This window comes from Lysinibacillus sp. FSL M8-0134 (assembly GCF_038069745.1).
GTDB lineage: Bacteria > Bacillota > Bacilli > Bacillales_A > Planococcaceae > Lysinibacillus > Lysinibacillus irui.
The window spans coordinates 3,124,404-3,140,543 of record NZ_JBBPAJ010000001.1 but is presented as its reverse complement, the minus strand read 5'-3'; the positions used below and the strand labels follow the sequence as shown (position 1 = coordinate 3,140,543).

General features: G+C 32.5%; 17 protein-coding genes. 16 read left to right on the top strand and 1 reads right to left on the bottom strand.

Annotated features, from left to right (window positions below):
• Positions 1–492 precede the first annotated feature (492 nt).
• Complete coding sequence (locus MKY49_RS16000; RefSeq protein WP_341386651.1) at positions 493–762, bottom strand: hypothetical protein; 270 nt, start codon at positions 760–762, stop codon at positions 493–495.
• A gap of 484 nt (positions 763–1,246) precedes the next feature.
• Between MKY49_RS16000 and MKY49_RS15995 the strand changes: the two genes are divergently transcribed.
• The 16 genes from MKY49_RS15995 to MKY49_RS15920 all read left to right on the top strand — a co-directional run bounded on the left by MKY49_RS15995 (position 1,247) and on the right by MKY49_RS15920 (position 16,132).
• Entirely contained in the window at positions 1,247–1,420 is a 174-nt protein-coding gene (locus MKY49_RS15995) for a thiazolylpeptide-type bacteriocin (RefSeq protein WP_312507379.1), read from the top strand.
• Between the two features lie 79 nt (positions 1,421–1,499).
• Positions 1,500–1,673 carry a thiazolylpeptide-type bacteriocin gene (locus tag MKY49_RS15990; RefSeq protein WP_100795899.1) on the top strand — a complete coding sequence of 58 codons (174 nt, stop codon included), beginning with the start codon at positions 1,500–1,502 and terminating at the stop codon, positions 1,671–1,673.
• Positions 1,674–1,750: 77 nt separating this feature from the next.
• A complete protein-coding gene (locus tag MKY49_RS15985) occupies positions 1,751–1,924 on the top strand; it encodes a thiazolylpeptide-type bacteriocin (protein WP_341386650.1) in 174 nt (57 codons plus the stop codon).
• Between the two features lie 141 nt (positions 1,925–2,065).
• Positions 2,066–3,103 carry a hypothetical protein gene (locus MKY49_RS15980; protein WP_322606140.1) on the top strand — a complete coding sequence of 346 codons (1,038 nt, stop codon included), beginning with the start codon at positions 2,066–2,068 and terminating at the stop codon, positions 3,101–3,103.
• Positions 3,072–5,549, top strand: coding sequence for a lanthionine biosynthesis protein (locus tag MKY49_RS15975; protein ID WP_341386649.1), 2,478 nt, complete (start codon positions 3,072–3,074; stop codon positions 5,547–5,549). Before MKY49_RS15980 ends, MKY49_RS15975 begins: the two co-directional genes overlap by 32 nt.
• 11 nt (positions 5,550–5,560) lie before the next feature.
• Entirely contained in the window at positions 5,561–6,286 is a 726-nt protein-coding gene (locus MKY49_RS15970) for an ABC transporter ATP-binding protein (protein ID WP_274793999.1), read from the top strand.
• A 12-nt stretch (positions 6,287–6,298) separates the two neighbouring features.
• Positions 6,299–7,039 carry an ABC transporter permease gene (locus MKY49_RS15965; protein WP_274793998.1) on the top strand — a complete coding sequence of 247 codons (741 nt, stop codon included), beginning with the start codon at positions 6,299–6,301 and terminating at the stop codon, positions 7,037–7,039.
• 5 nt (positions 7,040–7,044) lie between these two features.
• Complete coding sequence (locus tag MKY49_RS15960; protein ID WP_341386648.1) at positions 7,045–8,469, top strand: hypothetical protein; 1,425 nt, start codon at positions 7,045–7,047, stop codon at positions 8,467–8,469.
• Positions 8,469–10,145 carry a YcaO-like family protein gene (locus tag MKY49_RS15955; RefSeq protein ID WP_341386647.1) on the top strand — a complete coding sequence of 559 codons (1,677 nt, stop codon included), beginning with the start codon at positions 8,469–8,471 and terminating at the stop codon, positions 10,143–10,145. Before MKY49_RS15960 ends, MKY49_RS15955 begins: the two co-directional genes overlap by 1 nt.
• Positions 10,146–10,164: 19 nt before the next feature.
• Positions 10,165–11,331, top strand: coding sequence for a hypothetical protein (locus tag MKY49_RS15950; protein ID WP_274793995.1), 1,167 nt, complete (start codon positions 10,165–10,167; stop codon positions 11,329–11,331).
• A gap of 14 nt (positions 11,332–11,345) precedes the next feature.
• Positions 11,346–12,179 carry a thiopeptide-type bacteriocin biosynthesis protein gene (locus MKY49_RS15945; protein WP_274793994.1) on the top strand — a complete coding sequence of 278 codons (834 nt, stop codon included), beginning with the start codon at positions 11,346–11,348 and terminating at the stop codon, positions 12,177–12,179.
• 23 nt (positions 12,180–12,202) lie between these two features.
• The gene (locus tag MKY49_RS15940; protein WP_274793993.1) at positions 12,203–12,934 is read left to right on the top strand and encodes a SagB/ThcOx family dehydrogenase; all 732 of its coding nucleotides are present in this window, start codon (positions 12,203–12,205) and stop codon (positions 12,932–12,934) included.
• A 19-nt stretch (positions 12,935–12,953) separates the two neighbouring features.
• Positions 12,954–13,793: an ABC transporter permease gene (locus MKY49_RS15935; RefSeq protein WP_274793992.1), complete on the top strand. Its 840-nt coding sequence runs from the start codon at positions 12,954–12,956 to the stop codon at positions 13,791–13,793.
• Positions 13,794–13,996: 203 nt separating this feature from the next.
• Positions 13,997–14,599 (top strand): accessory gene regulator AgrB, encoded by a 603-nt coding sequence (locus MKY49_RS15930; RefSeq protein WP_341386646.1) that lies wholly within the window; start codon positions 13,997–13,999, stop codon positions 14,597–14,599.
• A 2-nt stretch (positions 14,600–14,601) separates the two neighbouring features.
• Positions 14,602–14,733 carry a cyclic lactone autoinducer peptide gene (locus tag MKY49_RS15925; RefSeq protein ID WP_274793990.1) on the top strand — a complete coding sequence of 44 codons (132 nt, stop codon included), beginning with the start codon at positions 14,602–14,604 and terminating at the stop codon, positions 14,731–14,733.
• 100 nt (positions 14,734–14,833) lie between these two features.
• Positions 14,834–16,132: a sensor histidine kinase gene (locus tag MKY49_RS15920; protein WP_341386645.1), complete on the top strand. Its 1,299-nt coding sequence runs from the start codon at positions 14,834–14,836 to the stop codon at positions 16,130–16,132.
• Positions 16,133–16,140: the final 8 nt, after the last annotated feature.

Sequence of the window (16,140 nt, the reverse complement as noted above, 5' to 3'; positions counted from 1 at the left end):
CTTTGAGCTTAATACAGCAGAGGCAGTAACTAAGGAAGAGAAACGATTAAAACTTAGTCTGTCGTCAAACATTTTAATTTGTCATTGCTTTCTTTTTATCAAAGCCAGCAAATTTGATTGTTTCTTCAATTATGTCCATGCTATACACTCCTTACAGATTATTGTAATTTCATTATTTAGAAAATACTTACAATATTACATATAAAATAAAGCTGCTCAATTGAGTGGCCTATGCCTATTTTTCATTTAAAGATGAATGTTCATTATAATTAGTAACTACATCTGAGAAGCTTTCTGTTAAAAAATTATCCCAATTTATTTTATCTAGTGTTACTTTATCAATACTAAACTTCATTACTGCGGAATCTTTCTTATTACCGTAATTGTCTTCAAGAGGTAGCTGCCAATCGACATTTATTTGTTTAATTATCAACTTTTGAAAGTGGTTCTAAAATTTTTATAGAATCCATCCAAATACCGCGTTCTTCATATCTATGTGAAGTTACCCGAAGCATTTAAAGTTAGATTTAAACCACTATCAGTTGCTTCTATTTTTTCTATTACTTTTTTCTGCGAGTTATTATTTTTTCCTAGTTTATCAGTAATGATTTTTTCTACCTCTTCTGTTGAAACTTTACTAATGATTTGGGCAATGTTTTTAATCAATTTCTTCTTTTTCTTCTTTAGATATTTCAATGTTTTCATCACCACATGTGCTAAAGAAATAAAACTAATAATGTTCCTATATAGTATTTTTTTCATTAGATAATTCCTTCCTTAATTCATTTTAGGGAATTTATTTGAATATAAAAAACTGACAACTAATGTTAGTTATCTGTTACTAAAACTTGCGTCCATCCTCTAAAACGAAATGAGCCTCGTTTTTTGCACCTAATGCAGTTGCAATTTCCTCTAATTCCTTTTTGATGAAATTATCTCTCTTTAACTTGTTAGTAGCTACCATGCTTTTCTGCCAATTTAGCAGTTGTTACTTCTCTTTCAACCATTAGCAATTTAATTTTCTTTGCCATGCTCATGTTCAATATACCACCTCGAAAACAGCTGAACTTGTAAAACAAGTGAAGTCACATGGTATTTTGCTGACAGTTAGGAAGGAAAATCCAACACCTAAATCAGATACTTAGGACATTTAAGTATTGAGGAGCGGTTTGTATGAATGAAATGAAAAACTGTAGAAGTCTCGGGTTATGTTATGTATGTAGTAAAAATGAAAGGAGAAAAAAAGATGCCAAAAGAAATACGAGAAAAAGAACTGAATGCAAATGAATTTGATTTAGAAGTAGAATTATTAGATTTGGATGAAGTATCAGCCATTCCAGAAACAACAGCTAGCAGTGGCTCAACAAGCTGTTCGGCATCATCAACATGCGGCTCAACATCATGCTGCGGTTCATGTTAATAATCATCTAGAAGGCTAAGAGTCAGTTTTTGAAGGAAAAGATGTACAAAAAATTACTTTTGAACTGGAGGAACAAATGATGACAAAACCAATGAATGCTAAGGAAGTAAACACAAAAGAATTTGATTTAGAGGTAGAACTATTAGATTTGGATGAAGTGTCAGCCATTCCTGAAACAACAGCTAGCAGTGGCTCAACAAGCTGTTCGGCATCGTCAACATGTGGCTCCACATCATGCTGCGGTTCTTGTTAATAGTTATTGAAGGTCAAGAGTCAGTTTTGTAAAACAATATAAACAAAAAAATTACTATTCTATAGGAGGAACAAATGATGACAAAACCAATGAATACTAAGGAAATAAATACAAAAGAATTCGATTTAGAAGTAGAGCTATTAGATCTTGATGAAGTATCAGCGATTCCAGAGACAACAGCTAGCAGTGGCTCAACAAGCTGTTCAGCATCGTCTACATGCGGCTCAACATCGTGCTGTGGTTCTTGTTAATGACTTGACTATTATTATCAGGCGGTTGAAACAAAGAATTGTGACAACCGCCTGATTATACTAAAGAAGAGTGAAAAAATTAATTTTTCGAGTAGATTATTGCCTTTTAGAAAAATTACATAAAGGTAAGGATGTGTTGTTGTGTATCAAACCTGTATATATAACTATGACAGTACATTAGAACAATCATTGCTATCACTTATTGATGATATGTGGAAAGGTACTCCATATTTTGTTTCAAAAGGCTGGGAAGGCGGGCCACATATTCAGTTGATTACAAAAAATAAAATATTGGATTTTGAGTATACAGCTTTGGAAAACAGAGTCGGCCGTCTCATTGAAGAAAATCCCTTAGACAAATCGTACATTGAAAAAGTAAAGAAAAAATATCATCAAAGTTTCCAATTGATTTCAAATTTGGAGAGTAAGAAAAATGAACGAGTGATTCGAGAACATGGTGAAATAGACATCTTTCCATATTCTTTTCATTTTCATAATGAAAGAATAACTAGCTTATATGTGGCTGAACGATTCAGACATTACCAACTGCTACTAGATACCAGAAAATATCTAGAAACGCAGAAAGTAAGTGTTGAGGAGCTATTCCCACTTATTTTTTCAAGGGTCTCAGATATTTATCATGAAGAAAATAACAATAAAGGTTACCTTTCATTTGTCTCGCATGTTCAAGGCTTCTTTGAGCTTTCAGCCAAGCAAAAGAAACCTTATACCGAAAAATCATTTGAGGCACTTTATTTAGAAAAACAAACGGGTTTTAAGGACTCTAAGCAAGCACATTCACAATTAATTAATAGATGGTTTGAGTATTTTTCGGAGTTTTATGGATGTTGTTTAAGCCAGATGGATGAATTAATAGATGATGACTATAAAGCGGAATTGGCTCGTACGATTGAGGAATTAGAGAAGAATTTTGAAAATGATTTTCATAGGAACTTTGTTGGCTATTCAAAAAGAAATAATTTTATGGAAAATCCCGAAGCAACGGCTTATCGATTTACTGTAAATTTGCTGTATTTAATACTCCCTTATTTTAATATTAGTGCTTTGAAGAAGCAAAAGTATATTTATATGGCGTACAGAGAAGTGGAAAAAAATAAAGGGAAGACTTGGAGGGAGGAGTTAAATCTTGACTATAACAGTTACTCAAAATCCATTTAGCGTTTATCGAGGAACCAATACCTCTGATCAGTGGTATTTTGAAATGCGAGATAAAGCAAAGGAAATTCATACATTTATAGACGAGATTAACAAAATTTACGAAAAAATTGAAAGAGAGAAGGGAAATGTAGTTAGTCAAATCGAAGAAGAATTTTCTTTGCAAAAGGATCCAAAATTATTGAATTTGAAACGAGATGTTCATAATTTACGCAGCGTTCGTTTAAAGAAATACGAAGGACCCATTCTGTTGAGTCGTCTAGTAGAACTTTTAAATCAATTAGATTTATATCAAGAAATGCTGCAACAAAGTTATGAAGAAGCGGTAGTGAAATCAAGAGAGATTCTTCAGCGAGAAATAGCAAATGACCAATTGCAAAAGACAGTCTTATTTTTCAATCAAACAATTTATAAGAACATTGAAAAATACTTATCAAAACCTGTACAGACACATAATAAAAAAGAAAAAAAGTTGGATAATTTTATTATCAATTTGTTAATGCGTAGCTCAATGAAAACTAGTCCGTTTTCTTATCTTACTCAAACGGGCTCCTCTGGAAATCGATTTTTAATTAAAAAGAAAGCAAACATTGAATTGAACCATGCGTTACTTTTTAGAATATTTTTGGAAATCATTCGTTCGGATAAAGAAGCATTAGAAAAAATTCCAGTCCATGTTTCTAAATTTGGCCAAAGAGACTCCAAGATTTTCTATGTTACTCAAGAAAATGTTCCGCAATCTAAGAAAATATATGAAACAAGAGATAAGCTGGTTGAAATGGGAATTGCGGAAGAAGTAATTCAATTTCTAAAGAAAAATCAGGGTCAAACGATATTTTATAAAGACTTTGCTCAATTTCTTAGAGAAAATGAACTATATTCGGAACACGAGTTGGATGTATTTAAAAGACTTGTTTCCACAAAAATATTAGTTCAAAAAATTACAGTAAATGCTAAAAGAAATCTTGTTGAAGAAATGATTGCCTATTTAAAAGAACAGGGCATATGTGAAGATCTATCACTCCAGCTTCAGTTTATGAATGAATTAAAAAAGAAGTTCGAGGAGGCAGGTACTAATGAGCGGTTAGTTCTTTGGAAAAAAATTGAGGATGTTATTAAAAATTTGAGTGAAAACATTCCGAATTTTGGTACAGAAATTCTTTATGAAGATATATTGTTTGATGCTCAAAATAATAAGAGCAGTCTTAAAGATATCGAAAATAAATTTTCTAATCATTTTTTTGAAGAAATTACAGCATTCTTACTGTTGTTTGATGTGAATATTCGTGTGCAATATGAAGTTGCTGCGCTTTATAAGAAATTATATGGGGATTCAGAAACCAGTTTATCTGACAGCAATTTATTAAACAACGTATTCTTTGAAAAATTGAGATACTTCTTCCCTTATTTCCAAGACATGGATTACCGCTATGATGAAGCAATTGCCCCTGAAATAAAGATTTTGGATGATCTTAGAGATGAATTCAAGGCATTCTTTTCTCAATACTTAGATGAAAATAACACTAAAGAAATAGATTTTCAAGAACTTATCAAACCATTTTCTAAAAAAATTCCTGAGTATATTAAATACGGCAATGAATTTAGTATGACGTTTTTTTATCAACTTTTTCAGGACAAAGTAATTTTAAACGATATTTATGATGGTCAGGAAAAATTTCTATCTAGATTTAAAGACTTTTTTGAGAATTTGAATGACGATTTACTATATCAAGAATATGTTCAAAAAAATTATTATGAGAAGAATTATTATGAAGTGACAGAGCTGTTTGGTTTTAATGGTGGAATTCATGATAGATATTATGATCAAAAATTGAATTTGGAATTTGGAAATCAGAGGTTTCATGATGTAGGGCATCCGAGTATATCTGAATTTTCCGTTAAATATGATGAGCAAACGAAAAAACTGAAAGTGCTTGATCATCAAAAGAAAGAAGCGAAGGTGGCCTACAAATCGTCATTAGTTCCTGTCTTTCTCCCAGGTGTTCTATCTGTATTACTACTTCTGTTTCAAAGCGGGAGAATTAATTTTGATATTAATTATTTCCTGAAAAAAAGAAGTGATATGCCAAGAATAATATTTGAAAATATTGTGATGTACAGAAAGAAGTGGAATTTAAAACTTGAAGACTTTGCAAATATAAACAAAGAGGCTTCAAATGAATTAGAGCTGTATTTACTTATTAATGACTATTTTTTAAATAAGCAGTTACCTAAAACATTCTTTTTAAAGAAATACCGTAGGGGTGAAGAAATCTCTGCAATGAAGCCATTGTTTATTGATATCACAGTACCAATATTATTCAAACATTTTATTAATGAAATTATACATGAAGAAAATCAAGATCCTATGTTTTATATCGAAGAGGTGTTACCTGAATTTGAAAATAAGCTTAAAGAATATGTTGTTGAATATACGATTGACAATTAGGAGGGTGAACCATGCAAAACTATAATGTAAAGGTAGAAAAATTAACAAAGAATTATGGAAAAAAAGCTGTTTTGAAAGGAATAGACTTTACTGCTGAAAAAGGTGAAATTATAGGTGTTATCGGTAAAAACGGTGCTGGGAAATCGACATTCTTGGAAATTTTAATGACGATTAAAGATTATAATGACGGGAAGGTCGTTGTTTTTGGAAATAACCTGAAGGAAATTGATCAAGCTGATTTGGGAAAAATCAAAAGTAATATTTCAGCTGTACTTCAGCCAACACAGTTTTATAAAAAATTAAAAGTAAAAGAATTATTAGATCTTTTCCGTTCCTATTATGGGAGCAAAGTGGATTTAAAAGAAATTATAGAAGAATTTGAACTACAAGAGCATTTAAATACGTTTTTTGATAACTTATCAGGGGGATGGAAGCAAAAGGTTAGCCTTGCGATTGCTTTTTCTTCAAAACCACGTTTGATTATTTTAGATGAACCGACAACTGGTCTGGATCCACATATGCGAAACATTTTATGGGAAAGCATTACTGGCTATATTAAAAAAAATGACAGTACAGTGATTTTATCAACGCATTACATGGACGAAATCGAACTTTACTGTGATAAAGTTCTTTTCATTAATGACGGTGTAACAGAAGTATTTGATACTCCTGAAAATATACTGAAATCCGGTCATAAATCAATTAATAGCTTCTATCTTGATAAAATTGCCAAATAAGGAGGAATAAACATGTTATTAACGCAAATTAAATATGACTTAAAGATGTTCTTCAGAGAGCTATTCTATTTAGTATTCACAGTTTTTGTACCACCCGTAACATATATTTTAATGGGACAAATGTTCAGTAATGCTACCTATAGTGGTGGAATGAACTATGTTCAAGTGTATACGCCATCGTTTATTGTCCTAATTAGCTTTTCAGTAGTATTTTTTGCCTTTGGTTTTGATCAGGTAATGAATCGTGCAGCTGGGATTGAAAAAAGGCTTTTCATTACACCAATAACAGATAAAATTCTTTTAATGTCCAGTATTGCTAAGTCATTCATTATTGCAACTGCAGGATTTTTCTTAATAACATTAATTGGCCTTCTTGTTTATGATTTGAAACTTTCTATTGTTAACTTTTTGGTTTCATATCTAAGCTTGCTGCTTATCAATGCAGTAATGTTGGTTTATTCTCATGCCATTTATTCAAATTTCAAAGAAGTAAAAACAGCATTAATTATTTCTATTGTTTTATTCCAAATTGTTATGTTTACTGGTGGCTTTTCTGTTCCTGTGGAGAGTCTGCCTAATTTTATTCAATATGTATCTTATGCGAATCCGTTCTATCATTTAAATAACATATATATTTCTGTTTGGAATCAGTCATTTGAACTTAATCAAGATATGTTAATTTCGGTTGGTTACGCTTCGGCTCTCCTCATTATTTCATTAGTTGTTATTAAGCTCAACAACAAGAAGGAGTGATTATTATGATTATTAAAGCTAGAAGAAATATTCGATATCACTATAATGAACCAAATTTATTTATATATGGGCCAAACGAAAAAATAAAATTAAAATTGAGCGTTTCTGAATATGAAAACATTACTTCTTTGATTAGTAAGGCATACCAAGGAAGTGAAGAAACAGAACTGTTTGAAGAGTTTATGCGCTATAGGAAATTGACTCAGTTTCTTATAGAAAAACATATTTTTTATCTGGTTGATCCGGAAATCTATAACATTCACAAAAGCAGTATCTATTTGCCATGGGTAGAAGAGCATTGTCTATCCGTGGAAAAAGGTCTAAAAGAAATTGAAAAAATCTGTGTAAATATTCCCCAATCGTTTTTTGGTGCAACTTGCCTAAAAGAATTGTTGGAAGAGAATCAAATTAAAAGTGAAATTACAAATGTAGAGAATATTGAAGTTCTGACAGATGGAAAAATTGTTGCAAAATATCATATTGGAAAAAAAGGAGAAAGAATCTGGGTTTCAACAAGAAACCATAGGAATTTTGAAGAGGTATCAGCAGAGGATATTTCAGAGAAACTTCTGTCAGGTTTCCTATTTTATAGCGCCATTATATCTGCTATTGGTAAAAATTCCCCTGTATTCAATATAAATACTATGATGGAAGTTGAAAGAAAAGTGGCTTTTGACGGAATTGAAAAAGTGGATTATCAATTTTCTGGACGGACGCATCAAGACGCTATAAAGAATTTTAATTCGCTTGAAATCTTTGTAAAGAAATATGATTCAAAGATCGTTTCCTTTAATAATGATAAAGCATATTTCAATTACAACCAATCTCCATTGCAGGTTATTACCGTACAAACAGAGGACGAAGAAAATTACTATTTCGCAGATATTTCTTATGAAAGGCTGGCACAATTTCTTGCAGAAGCAGCATTTCTTGAGATCCTAAAAAACAGTTATTCAAAAGAACTTTTACTGAAGCAACAGGAAAAAATCATATATAGTACCCAACACGATAAGACAGGAGAACTTTTCAGATTAGATTTGAATGAGTTAGAGGAATCCGACCTTATCAGTAGTTTACTGAATCAAGAAAAGCTATCAGTAAATTTCTATCTCCAGTCTTGTGTAGGTGGAGGGTATTACTTATATGTTGTAAATAACGATTCAGAGACACTAATTTTCCAAATCCCTGTAAGAACAGCTGCTCAGCTGACAACAGTCATACTGACTTGGATTAGTATGTATAAAAACGATGTATCTGTCAAAGAGTCATTCTTTAAATCTGTAGATTTAAATGAGTTCCGATTCAAGGAAGATGGTTCTTTAAATTGGAACATATCTATTCAAGAAAAACAAGTAAGCGGACAGCAGACTACTGTGGGAAAAATTCTCGATGAAAATGGTTTTGAATATGAACTTTTGGAGGTGGAGTAATGTCCATACAAACAATTGCAGCTACTACAATTCTGATAAACCAAAAGTATATTTTTATTCATTCATCACAGAATGACTCTTCCTTTTGTTTCAACTGCTATAAAGAGCGAACAAAAGAATTAAAATGCTATCAACAGTATTTCGGTTGGCTAGAGGATCAGCCAAACCAGCTAGAATCTGAATTAATCGCTATGCTTGTTCAGAAGCTTGAAAAAAGTAATGAACCGTTCCTATATGAGCTCAATCGGGATACATTGGAAATTCAGGCGAAAGCAACCTTCAAGCGAGGAGATTGTGAGTGTAATGTAAACACAAGTTCGAATCAGCCCATTGAATTGGATACGATTTTCGATCCAAAAGATAACCGACAACTGAGCTTTGAAAAGGTTCGGGAGAAAATTGAAAAAAACAAGAGGTTAATCTATGCGTATCCATCGTCGATTGTGAATGCATTAACGCGTTCAGGAGATTCCTATGGGACACCGATGGTACAGACCGAGGTACTGTATAAGGGGATTTCAATGCTTTCCTATGGTCGAACAGGGACTTTTGAAAAATCAAAATATATTTCTATTCTGGAATCGTTGGAGCGTTATGCTACAGCGTTTCCTTATAAAAAACAAAAAAACGCGATACGGGAAAAGGATTGTGAAATTATTGATCTTACGCTGAGTGAAGTAATGACACAATGCGATTATGGTAATCCAGAGAATTATACAGAAGATCAGCCTTTGAACTATGAAAAAGTTTGGGCATTGCACAGTGAAAAAGAAGTTTTAATTCCCGAGCAGTTGATTTATTACAATTCTCATGTTGTTTCTGATGAAAAGAGATATATTTATGAAAGCTCCAATGGTAGTGCTCTCGGTTCAACAGAGGCTGAAGCGAGTCTGCATGCGATGCTAGAACTAATTGAAAGAGATGCTTTTTTAGCTACATGGTATGGGCAGATTCCACCTGTCAGAATTGATGAATCAAGCATTTATTCTACAAAAATACAGGCTTATCTAGAATCTCTCAAGCGAAAAGATATCCGTGTTCATTTGTTTGATATATCTATGGAAGTGAGAATCCCGACAATCTGGGTGTTATTAGAAAAGAAAGAGCCTAAGGAAAATGAAATGGCCTTCTATACAGCTGCAGCTGCCTCTTTTGACTTGGAAGAGTCTATAGAACGAGCATTGATTGAAGCTACAACAGCGATTACTGTTTTTACAAATGTATTCAATAATCAGGAATATCAGACTAGAAAAAGACAATTGTTGAAGAATCCTCAATCCGTTCACAGGTTGGAAGACCATTTGCTTCTTTATTCAAATAAGGAAATGAAAAATGCATTTAAATTTGCATTAGATACTGAAATGGTTTCTTCCTTCGAGCAATTAGAAGCAGGGTATACAACATATCAAGGGAAATTTTTAGAGGTTGTTCGAGCGCTTGAAGAGCAATTGGTCATCATCTCTGGTAAAGCTTATCGGGCTAAGACAGAGAATCCGAATTTATTTTCTGCAGGATTTGTGAACGTAAAATATATAGTACCTGGTATGCTGACGATGACCTTTGGACATCAAAATAGACGAGTCGTAAATCAGCGTATTGAAAAGGCTATTAAGTTTAAGAAGAAAGGGAAGTTAGATAAAGACTGGATAGAAAAGACACCGCATCCATTTCCATAAATGAATGGGAGGAATAAGGATGATTGATCAACATTATTTAGAACGATTCGGGGAGGATCGTTATAAGCAAACATTGTCTGCTGCAAAAATTGATGGAGATTTGTTGTTTAAAAATCATATAGATGTGATTGACATGAAATTTTTGAAAGAGCTTGGAAAAAGTGATGGCTGGAGTTCGATTATTTATGATCTCTACTATTATTTAGAAATGATACAACGGATAGATTTTTTCAGCAAATACTATTTCCACTCTTTTTCTCCAAAAGCTAGAAATATTGATAGTCTCAAATTGGTGTTTGTCCATAAGACACATATGTTTGTTTACAATGCATTAACAGACAAAATTTATGTGTATAAGCAAGAGTATTTTAAAGGATTGAATGCTGAAAAAGACTATCTAGTCATAGTAAATGATAATCGTCAGCTCCAAAAAATCTATGGTGATTTTTCAACGATGCTAGGTTTACTGAATACAGGCCACTATCTCTATAATCTTGACTTTGTTTTAAATGGTCATCAAATTCGGCATCGTAGACTAACAACGATTTCGTTGGAGAAACCACGTGAATTTGTCACAATTCCTCTTGTTTTAGAAATAGCTATGGATCAAGAATATCATTTGAGTACAGAAGATATAAAAGAGCAACCAGAAACAGAATTTTTCAGGAAAAGGGTATCGGAGCAAAATATTCGAGGTGACGCAGTCGTAAGAAAGATTTTGTCTGCTGATACTCATCGTCAGTTATTGAAGGAGTGTCAAGTAGCTGTGCAAGACTATCCTGAAATAGGTTTGTGGAGTTTTATAGATAATATTACTGATTTCAGAAGCGGGTTTTACAAGATTGGAGAAAAGTGTGAATTTATTCAACCCAATGAAAAATTTATGTATAAGAAGATGTTACATGAATATCAAGATTTCACTAATCTAGAGGGAATGAATTATTGGTTCTTCTTTACATTTGAAAATACGGGACATGATTATGATGAAATGTTTTTGAAGATTGGTCATTTTGCTCAACGTTTATCCATTATTGCAGCGAAATATGGATTAGCTGCTCGTGGGATTAAAAATTATAATGACACTACAATAAAAGAGAAATTCAATTTAGAAGAAAATAAACAGATTGGCTACTCATTAAATCTTTTTAAGAGCTGGAATACAAGTCACAGTATATTTTTAAAATAAAGGGGAGTAGTAGTATGTGGATATCTAAACACTTATTCATTCATGATTATCTATTAATTGAGGAATTTTTAAAAGATTGTCTGTTGCCTTATTTAGATGAAGAAAAGGTTCGATATTTCTTCATTCGCTATTGGGATGGGGGTCCTCATATCCGATTGAGATACCAAACAGAACCTGAAGTAGCAGATAAATTTGAAAAAGATTTAAATCAATTACTGGAGAGATTTCATCAAAAGCATAAGAATCATACGTTCCAACCTATTTCATATGATGATGCGATTGTACAGACAGAAGGCATTAAACCAACTGCTCCATATCCGAATTTTTCAATTCAAACAATTGATTATGTACCAGAGCTTAACCGTTATGGGGGAGAGAAAGCGATGGGACTGTCCGAAGAAATGTTTGTACACTCGTCAAGATTTGCTGGGCAAATTATTCAAAAGCTAAACCGAAATCAACGTTATGTATTAGCAATTGATCTCATGTACCTCTGTACAGAAGTTGCTGAAGAATTAGGATATATTGAGAAGCATGAGACAATGTTCCTTGCGTATCGAGAAATATGGACACAATTTTCTAAGAATAAGACTTCGGAGAATTTATACAAAGTGATTAGCAACAGAATTAGTAGCTTGAAAAAGGGAGAACTTGCGACTGCAATCTATCAGCCGTATCTCAAGGTTTTTAAGTCATTGCTTGCCCAAATAAAACTATGTCAAACGACTTACGAGCCAGAGTACGCCTTTTATATAGTCATCTCTCATCTTCATATGCTGAATAATCGATTAGGCGTTTCTCCGGAATTTGAATTCATTTTCTCAGATGCTTTCCTTAAAGCTGGATGATTTCTTAAAAGGGGGAGTTTAATTTGTGGAACTTTAAAGGTGAGCGGAATATTGAAAAAAAATTCATGGATTATCATATGATGTCGATCAATGAACCTGAATTCACCAATACTCAAGTATATGCTCACAGACCGAGGGAAATACAGGGAAATGGTAATTATCCACTAATTGATTTGGATTATACAGTTGACCAAGAAAATTTATTTGAAAGAATTTTAGCTACAAGATATTCGGCAAGGGAACCATTCAAAGCCAAGGTAAAGGTTGATAGAAAGTTAATGGCACAATTTGCTCAATTGGCTATGATTGGCGGAGATAGAGAGAGTCGTACATACCCTTCCGGTGGGGCACAGTATTATGTCAACATTTACTTTTTATTCAACGAGCAATTGGTAGATATTGATTTAATAGAGCAGGGAAATATTATGCGGCTGAATAGTGATACTCACAAGTTATTGGTTAAACAATATCAGCCGTGGAATGAAATCAGTAACGTATTTATTCAAAAGTATCTTGCTAATACAGCACAGTTCGCTATTGCATTAAGTTGTGACATGTCTGAGATCTCTGGGAAGTATACAGATATCTCGTACAAGTTGGTGCAACAAGAGGCTGGACATATTGGACAGAATATTCAGTTAGTAGCGAACTATCTAGGATTGGAAAGTGTACCCTTAGGCGGTTTTTATGATATTGAGTTATCAAGACTTTTGAGAGATAATCAAACATCTTTGTATGCATTTCTTTTAGGCTAGAAAGGAGCTGAGATGGAATATGTATTGCTTAAAATTGAAATATCAAGTAAAAAAAGTCAACGATTTCTTTATGATTCAGGATTGTGTAACATTAGAAACCGTCATGGCTTTTAAAGTCAAAGATATGGAGTTTAATAAATTAAAAGAAATTGTCTATCATGGTATAGATGAAACAACAGACAGTTCGGAGAATAGGCTTGGGAAGCAACTGTTGGAAAAGGATTCTAAACTGTTTACTTTCTATGAAAAACAAAAATCTAGAGATCTTTTGAATCTAGTTAGAAGCTATACGGAATTCTTTACCCCATATTTTATATCAACAGAAGCGATTAGTGAATACGTGATTTTTGCAGAAAAAATTATTGAGACGGGGAAAATATTTAACGTTCAAGTCTTTTTAGAAGATAAATTCCCAAATGTTCAAGAGTTTCTGGAAAAATCACCGTTTATTCAAACTGTATACGATGAGAAACAACAGAACAATATTGATTTGCTAATTGGAACACAAAAGAAAATTGTAGAGACAACTCAAATAGACTCTTTTGCAAACTATGTACTGGCATTGAGCTGTCAGGAAAATAGTTTGGAGATAGGTCCATTAATTAATACAACCAAATTCGAGATTCCTAAGTTTTCATTAGAAGGAGAGCAGAATGCAGCAATAATGCATCATGAAGAATTACTGATGTGTTTCTTCTTAGAGAGAATTCTATTTATTCAGTTATTCAAATTATATAATAAAATGCGGCAAAATGAATTTTTCCCAACTAGAAACAAAGTCTGTATAAATCGAATGGATCTCCAAGGGTACAGTGAAGCGGTTACACTTTATCCAAAATATTTAGTTGAGTTTGTATAACTAGGGTGGAACCACTCGAAAGTAATGAGTTAGTCGCTTGTATAAAATAAATCATGATTGTAAGGAAAATACTCATAACTGTGTATTTTCCTATTTTTTTTTAACATTTATGTAATGAAATGAATAACCTAATATACTTTTGATAATAATAGAGTAAAGAAGGTTATCCTATAATTGTAAAGAAAAACAAGGGAGGGGTAAAAATGGAAGTCTTGCTAAGAGGATTCAAAGAAGAAGTGTTGTCAGAATATATGGTTAGGAAATTAAAAAAAAGACATAACCTGACTAGAATTCAAGAGTTGAAGTGTAAATTAGGTATTGAAGTTTGCCTCATAAATATGGGTAAAGCAATTCCAGTTTATATGACAGCATTTTTACTTCATTCTATTTGGCTGACATTTATTTTTCACAGTGCTTATTTCTTGATAAGGCTAAATGCTAGAGGTATTCATGCTCAAAAAAGTAGTACCTGCACTTTAATAAGTGTTTTCCTATTCGGAATATTACCGATAATGGTACCAGATATTTCACTATCAGAACCGATTATCTGGATTGTTATTCTAGCTGTATATAGCTGTCTTTATAAGTATGCCCCCCAAGATACAGAAAAGAACCGCATTAACGATAAGGTGTTAAGAGCAAGGCTGAGAAACAGAGCCATTATAGGTTATTCGATATGTGTGGCAGTTATGGTTAGTACTAGTTCACAAGTAGTAATCAATCAAGTATTTTTTGGAAGTTTACTAGCTGTAATTTGTATCCTTCCAATAACATATAAAATATTAATAAATAAGAGAGGAAGATGAAAATGAAAAAAATTCAAAGAATGTTTACTGAAGGTTTAATCAATCTATTTATTGGAGTAGGTGCGTTAAGCGTGGAGAATTTCTGTTTGTTGTATAATTTTGAACCAGAAATTCCAGAGGAATTAAAGAAGTAGATTTTAAGCAAAAAGTATAAATTTACCTGATATTACAATTTACTGATCTATAGTATAATATATAGTGAAAGTTTACTATATAGAAATGAGGGGTCAGTGATTGACTATATTAGCATTCATACAAGTAGCAATTTATTGTATTTTGGTAAGCTTTGTTTTAGGTAAACGTTTCTTTCAAAAGGAAAATATTATTGCAGTCATCTTATTTAGTTTAATGATGGCCTGGCTATATCCTTATTTAGACATTTTTGGTTCATTATTAATATTTGCATTTGTTCTAGCTATTTTAAAGCATACCTATCGAAAATGGATACCTGCATTGTACGACGCATCAATTTTATTGATTGCTATGATTCTGATTGATCATTTAACAACTTTTATTATGGGAAAAGTCTTAGAGATTAGTACTGTTTCAGAATCAAATGAAACCATTTTTCCGGTGATATTACTTCATCAATTTATTACCCTAATTACTGGGCTTATCTTTATAACTTTTTGGAAAATATTGAATATTCGGATTTTTGAAAAGGATGAGAATGACAGGAATTTACAGCGTATTTTAGCTTTCCTGGGGCTATTTACATATGTGATTTATTTTACAATGATTGTGTATGTAAGATTAACGGGAAACCAAAATACGCTGGTATTGATGAATACTATGTACTTATTTATCTATTTTGCTATTTTTGCTGTCAGTTTGTCGTTTCTAGTATATACCTTCAGAAAGCAGTTTGAGATGAGGGAAAAAGAAATTGAACTAAACAGTATACAAATGTACACGGAACAGCTGGAAAAAAATTATTATGAAATGCGAACTTTTCGCCATGATTACATCAATATCCTGTCTTCTATGTCTGAATACATCACCAATCGTGATATGACAGCTTTAGAGAGCTATTTTAATGACAATATAATGCGTGTCAGTCAAGAGATTCGTGACAATGATTTTAAGATGAGGGGTTTGTCTCAAATTAAAATTCCTGAAGTAAAAGGTTTGGTATCCTCCAAATTGATTACTGCACAGGAAAAGGGGATAGATGTGGTTTTTGAATGTCCTAACGAAATACATGATCTGAATATGGATAGTGTACTGTTGTGCCGCTGTATCGGAATTATTTTAGACAATGCAATTGAAGCAGCAGAAGAAGTAGAAAAGGGGATGGTTCGAGTTGGATTTGTAGAACTTGAACAATCAGTATCCTTTGTGGTTTGGAATACGTTTAGAGATACTGGGCATAAGCTCTTTCAATATTTTGAAAAAGGTTTCTCAACAAAAGGAGAAAATCGAGGGTTAGGGCTGAATAGTCTGAAGAAAATGGTAGATCAAGAAAATAAGACACGGTTGGATACAGTGATAGAGGATAATTATTTTAAGCAGGAAATTGTAATTTTAAAGTGAGGGATCAA

What these genes read in the sequence shown, in the direction of transcription:
- MKY49_RS16000 (WP_341386651.1), bottom strand. Translation starts at nt 762, where the DNA reads ATGAAAAAAATACTATATAGGAACATTATTAGTTTTATTTCTTTAGCA.
- MKY49_RS15995 (WP_312507379.1), top strand. Translation starts at nt 1,247, where the DNA reads ATGCCAAAAGAAATACGAGAAAAAGAACTGAATGCAAATGAATTTGAT.
- MKY49_RS15990 (WP_100795899.1), top strand. Translation starts at nt 1,500, where the DNA reads ATGACAAAACCAATGAATGCTAAGGAAGTAAACACAAAAGAATTTGAT.
- MKY49_RS15985 (WP_341386650.1), top strand. Translation starts at nt 1,751, where the DNA reads ATGACAAAACCAATGAATACTAAGGAAATAAATACAAAAGAATTCGAT.
- MKY49_RS15970 (WP_274793999.1), top strand. Translation starts at nt 5,561, where the DNA reads ATGCAAAACTATAATGTAAAGGTAGAAAAATTAACAAAGAATTATGGA.
- MKY49_RS15965 (WP_274793998.1), top strand. Translation starts at nt 6,299, where the DNA reads ATGTTATTAACGCAAATTAAATATGACTTAAAGATGTTCTTCAGAGAG.
- MKY49_RS15960 (WP_341386648.1), top strand. Translation starts at nt 7,045, where the DNA reads ATGATTATTAAAGCTAGAAGAAATATTCGATATCACTATAATGAACCA.
- MKY49_RS15955 (WP_341386647.1), top strand. Translation starts at nt 8,469, where the DNA reads ATGTCCATACAAACAATTGCAGCTACTACAATTCTGATAAACCAAAAG.
- MKY49_RS15950 (WP_274793995.1), top strand. Translation starts at nt 10,165, where the DNA reads ATGATTGATCAACATTATTTAGAACGATTCGGGGAGGATCGTTATAAG.
- MKY49_RS15945 (WP_274793994.1), top strand. Translation starts at nt 11,346, where the DNA reads ATGTGGATATCTAAACACTTATTCATTCATGATTATCTATTAATTGAG.
- MKY49_RS15935 (WP_274793992.1), top strand. Translation starts at nt 12,954, where the DNA reads ATGTATTGCTTAAAATTGAAATATCAAGTAAAAAAAGTCAACGATTTC.
- MKY49_RS15930 (WP_341386646.1), top strand. Translation starts at nt 13,997, where the DNA reads ATGGAAGTCTTGCTAAGAGGATTCAAAGAAGAAGTGTTGTCAGAATAT.
- MKY49_RS15925 (WP_274793990.1), top strand. Translation starts at nt 14,602, where the DNA reads ATGAAAAAAATTCAAAGAATGTTTACTGAAGGTTTAATCAATCTATTT.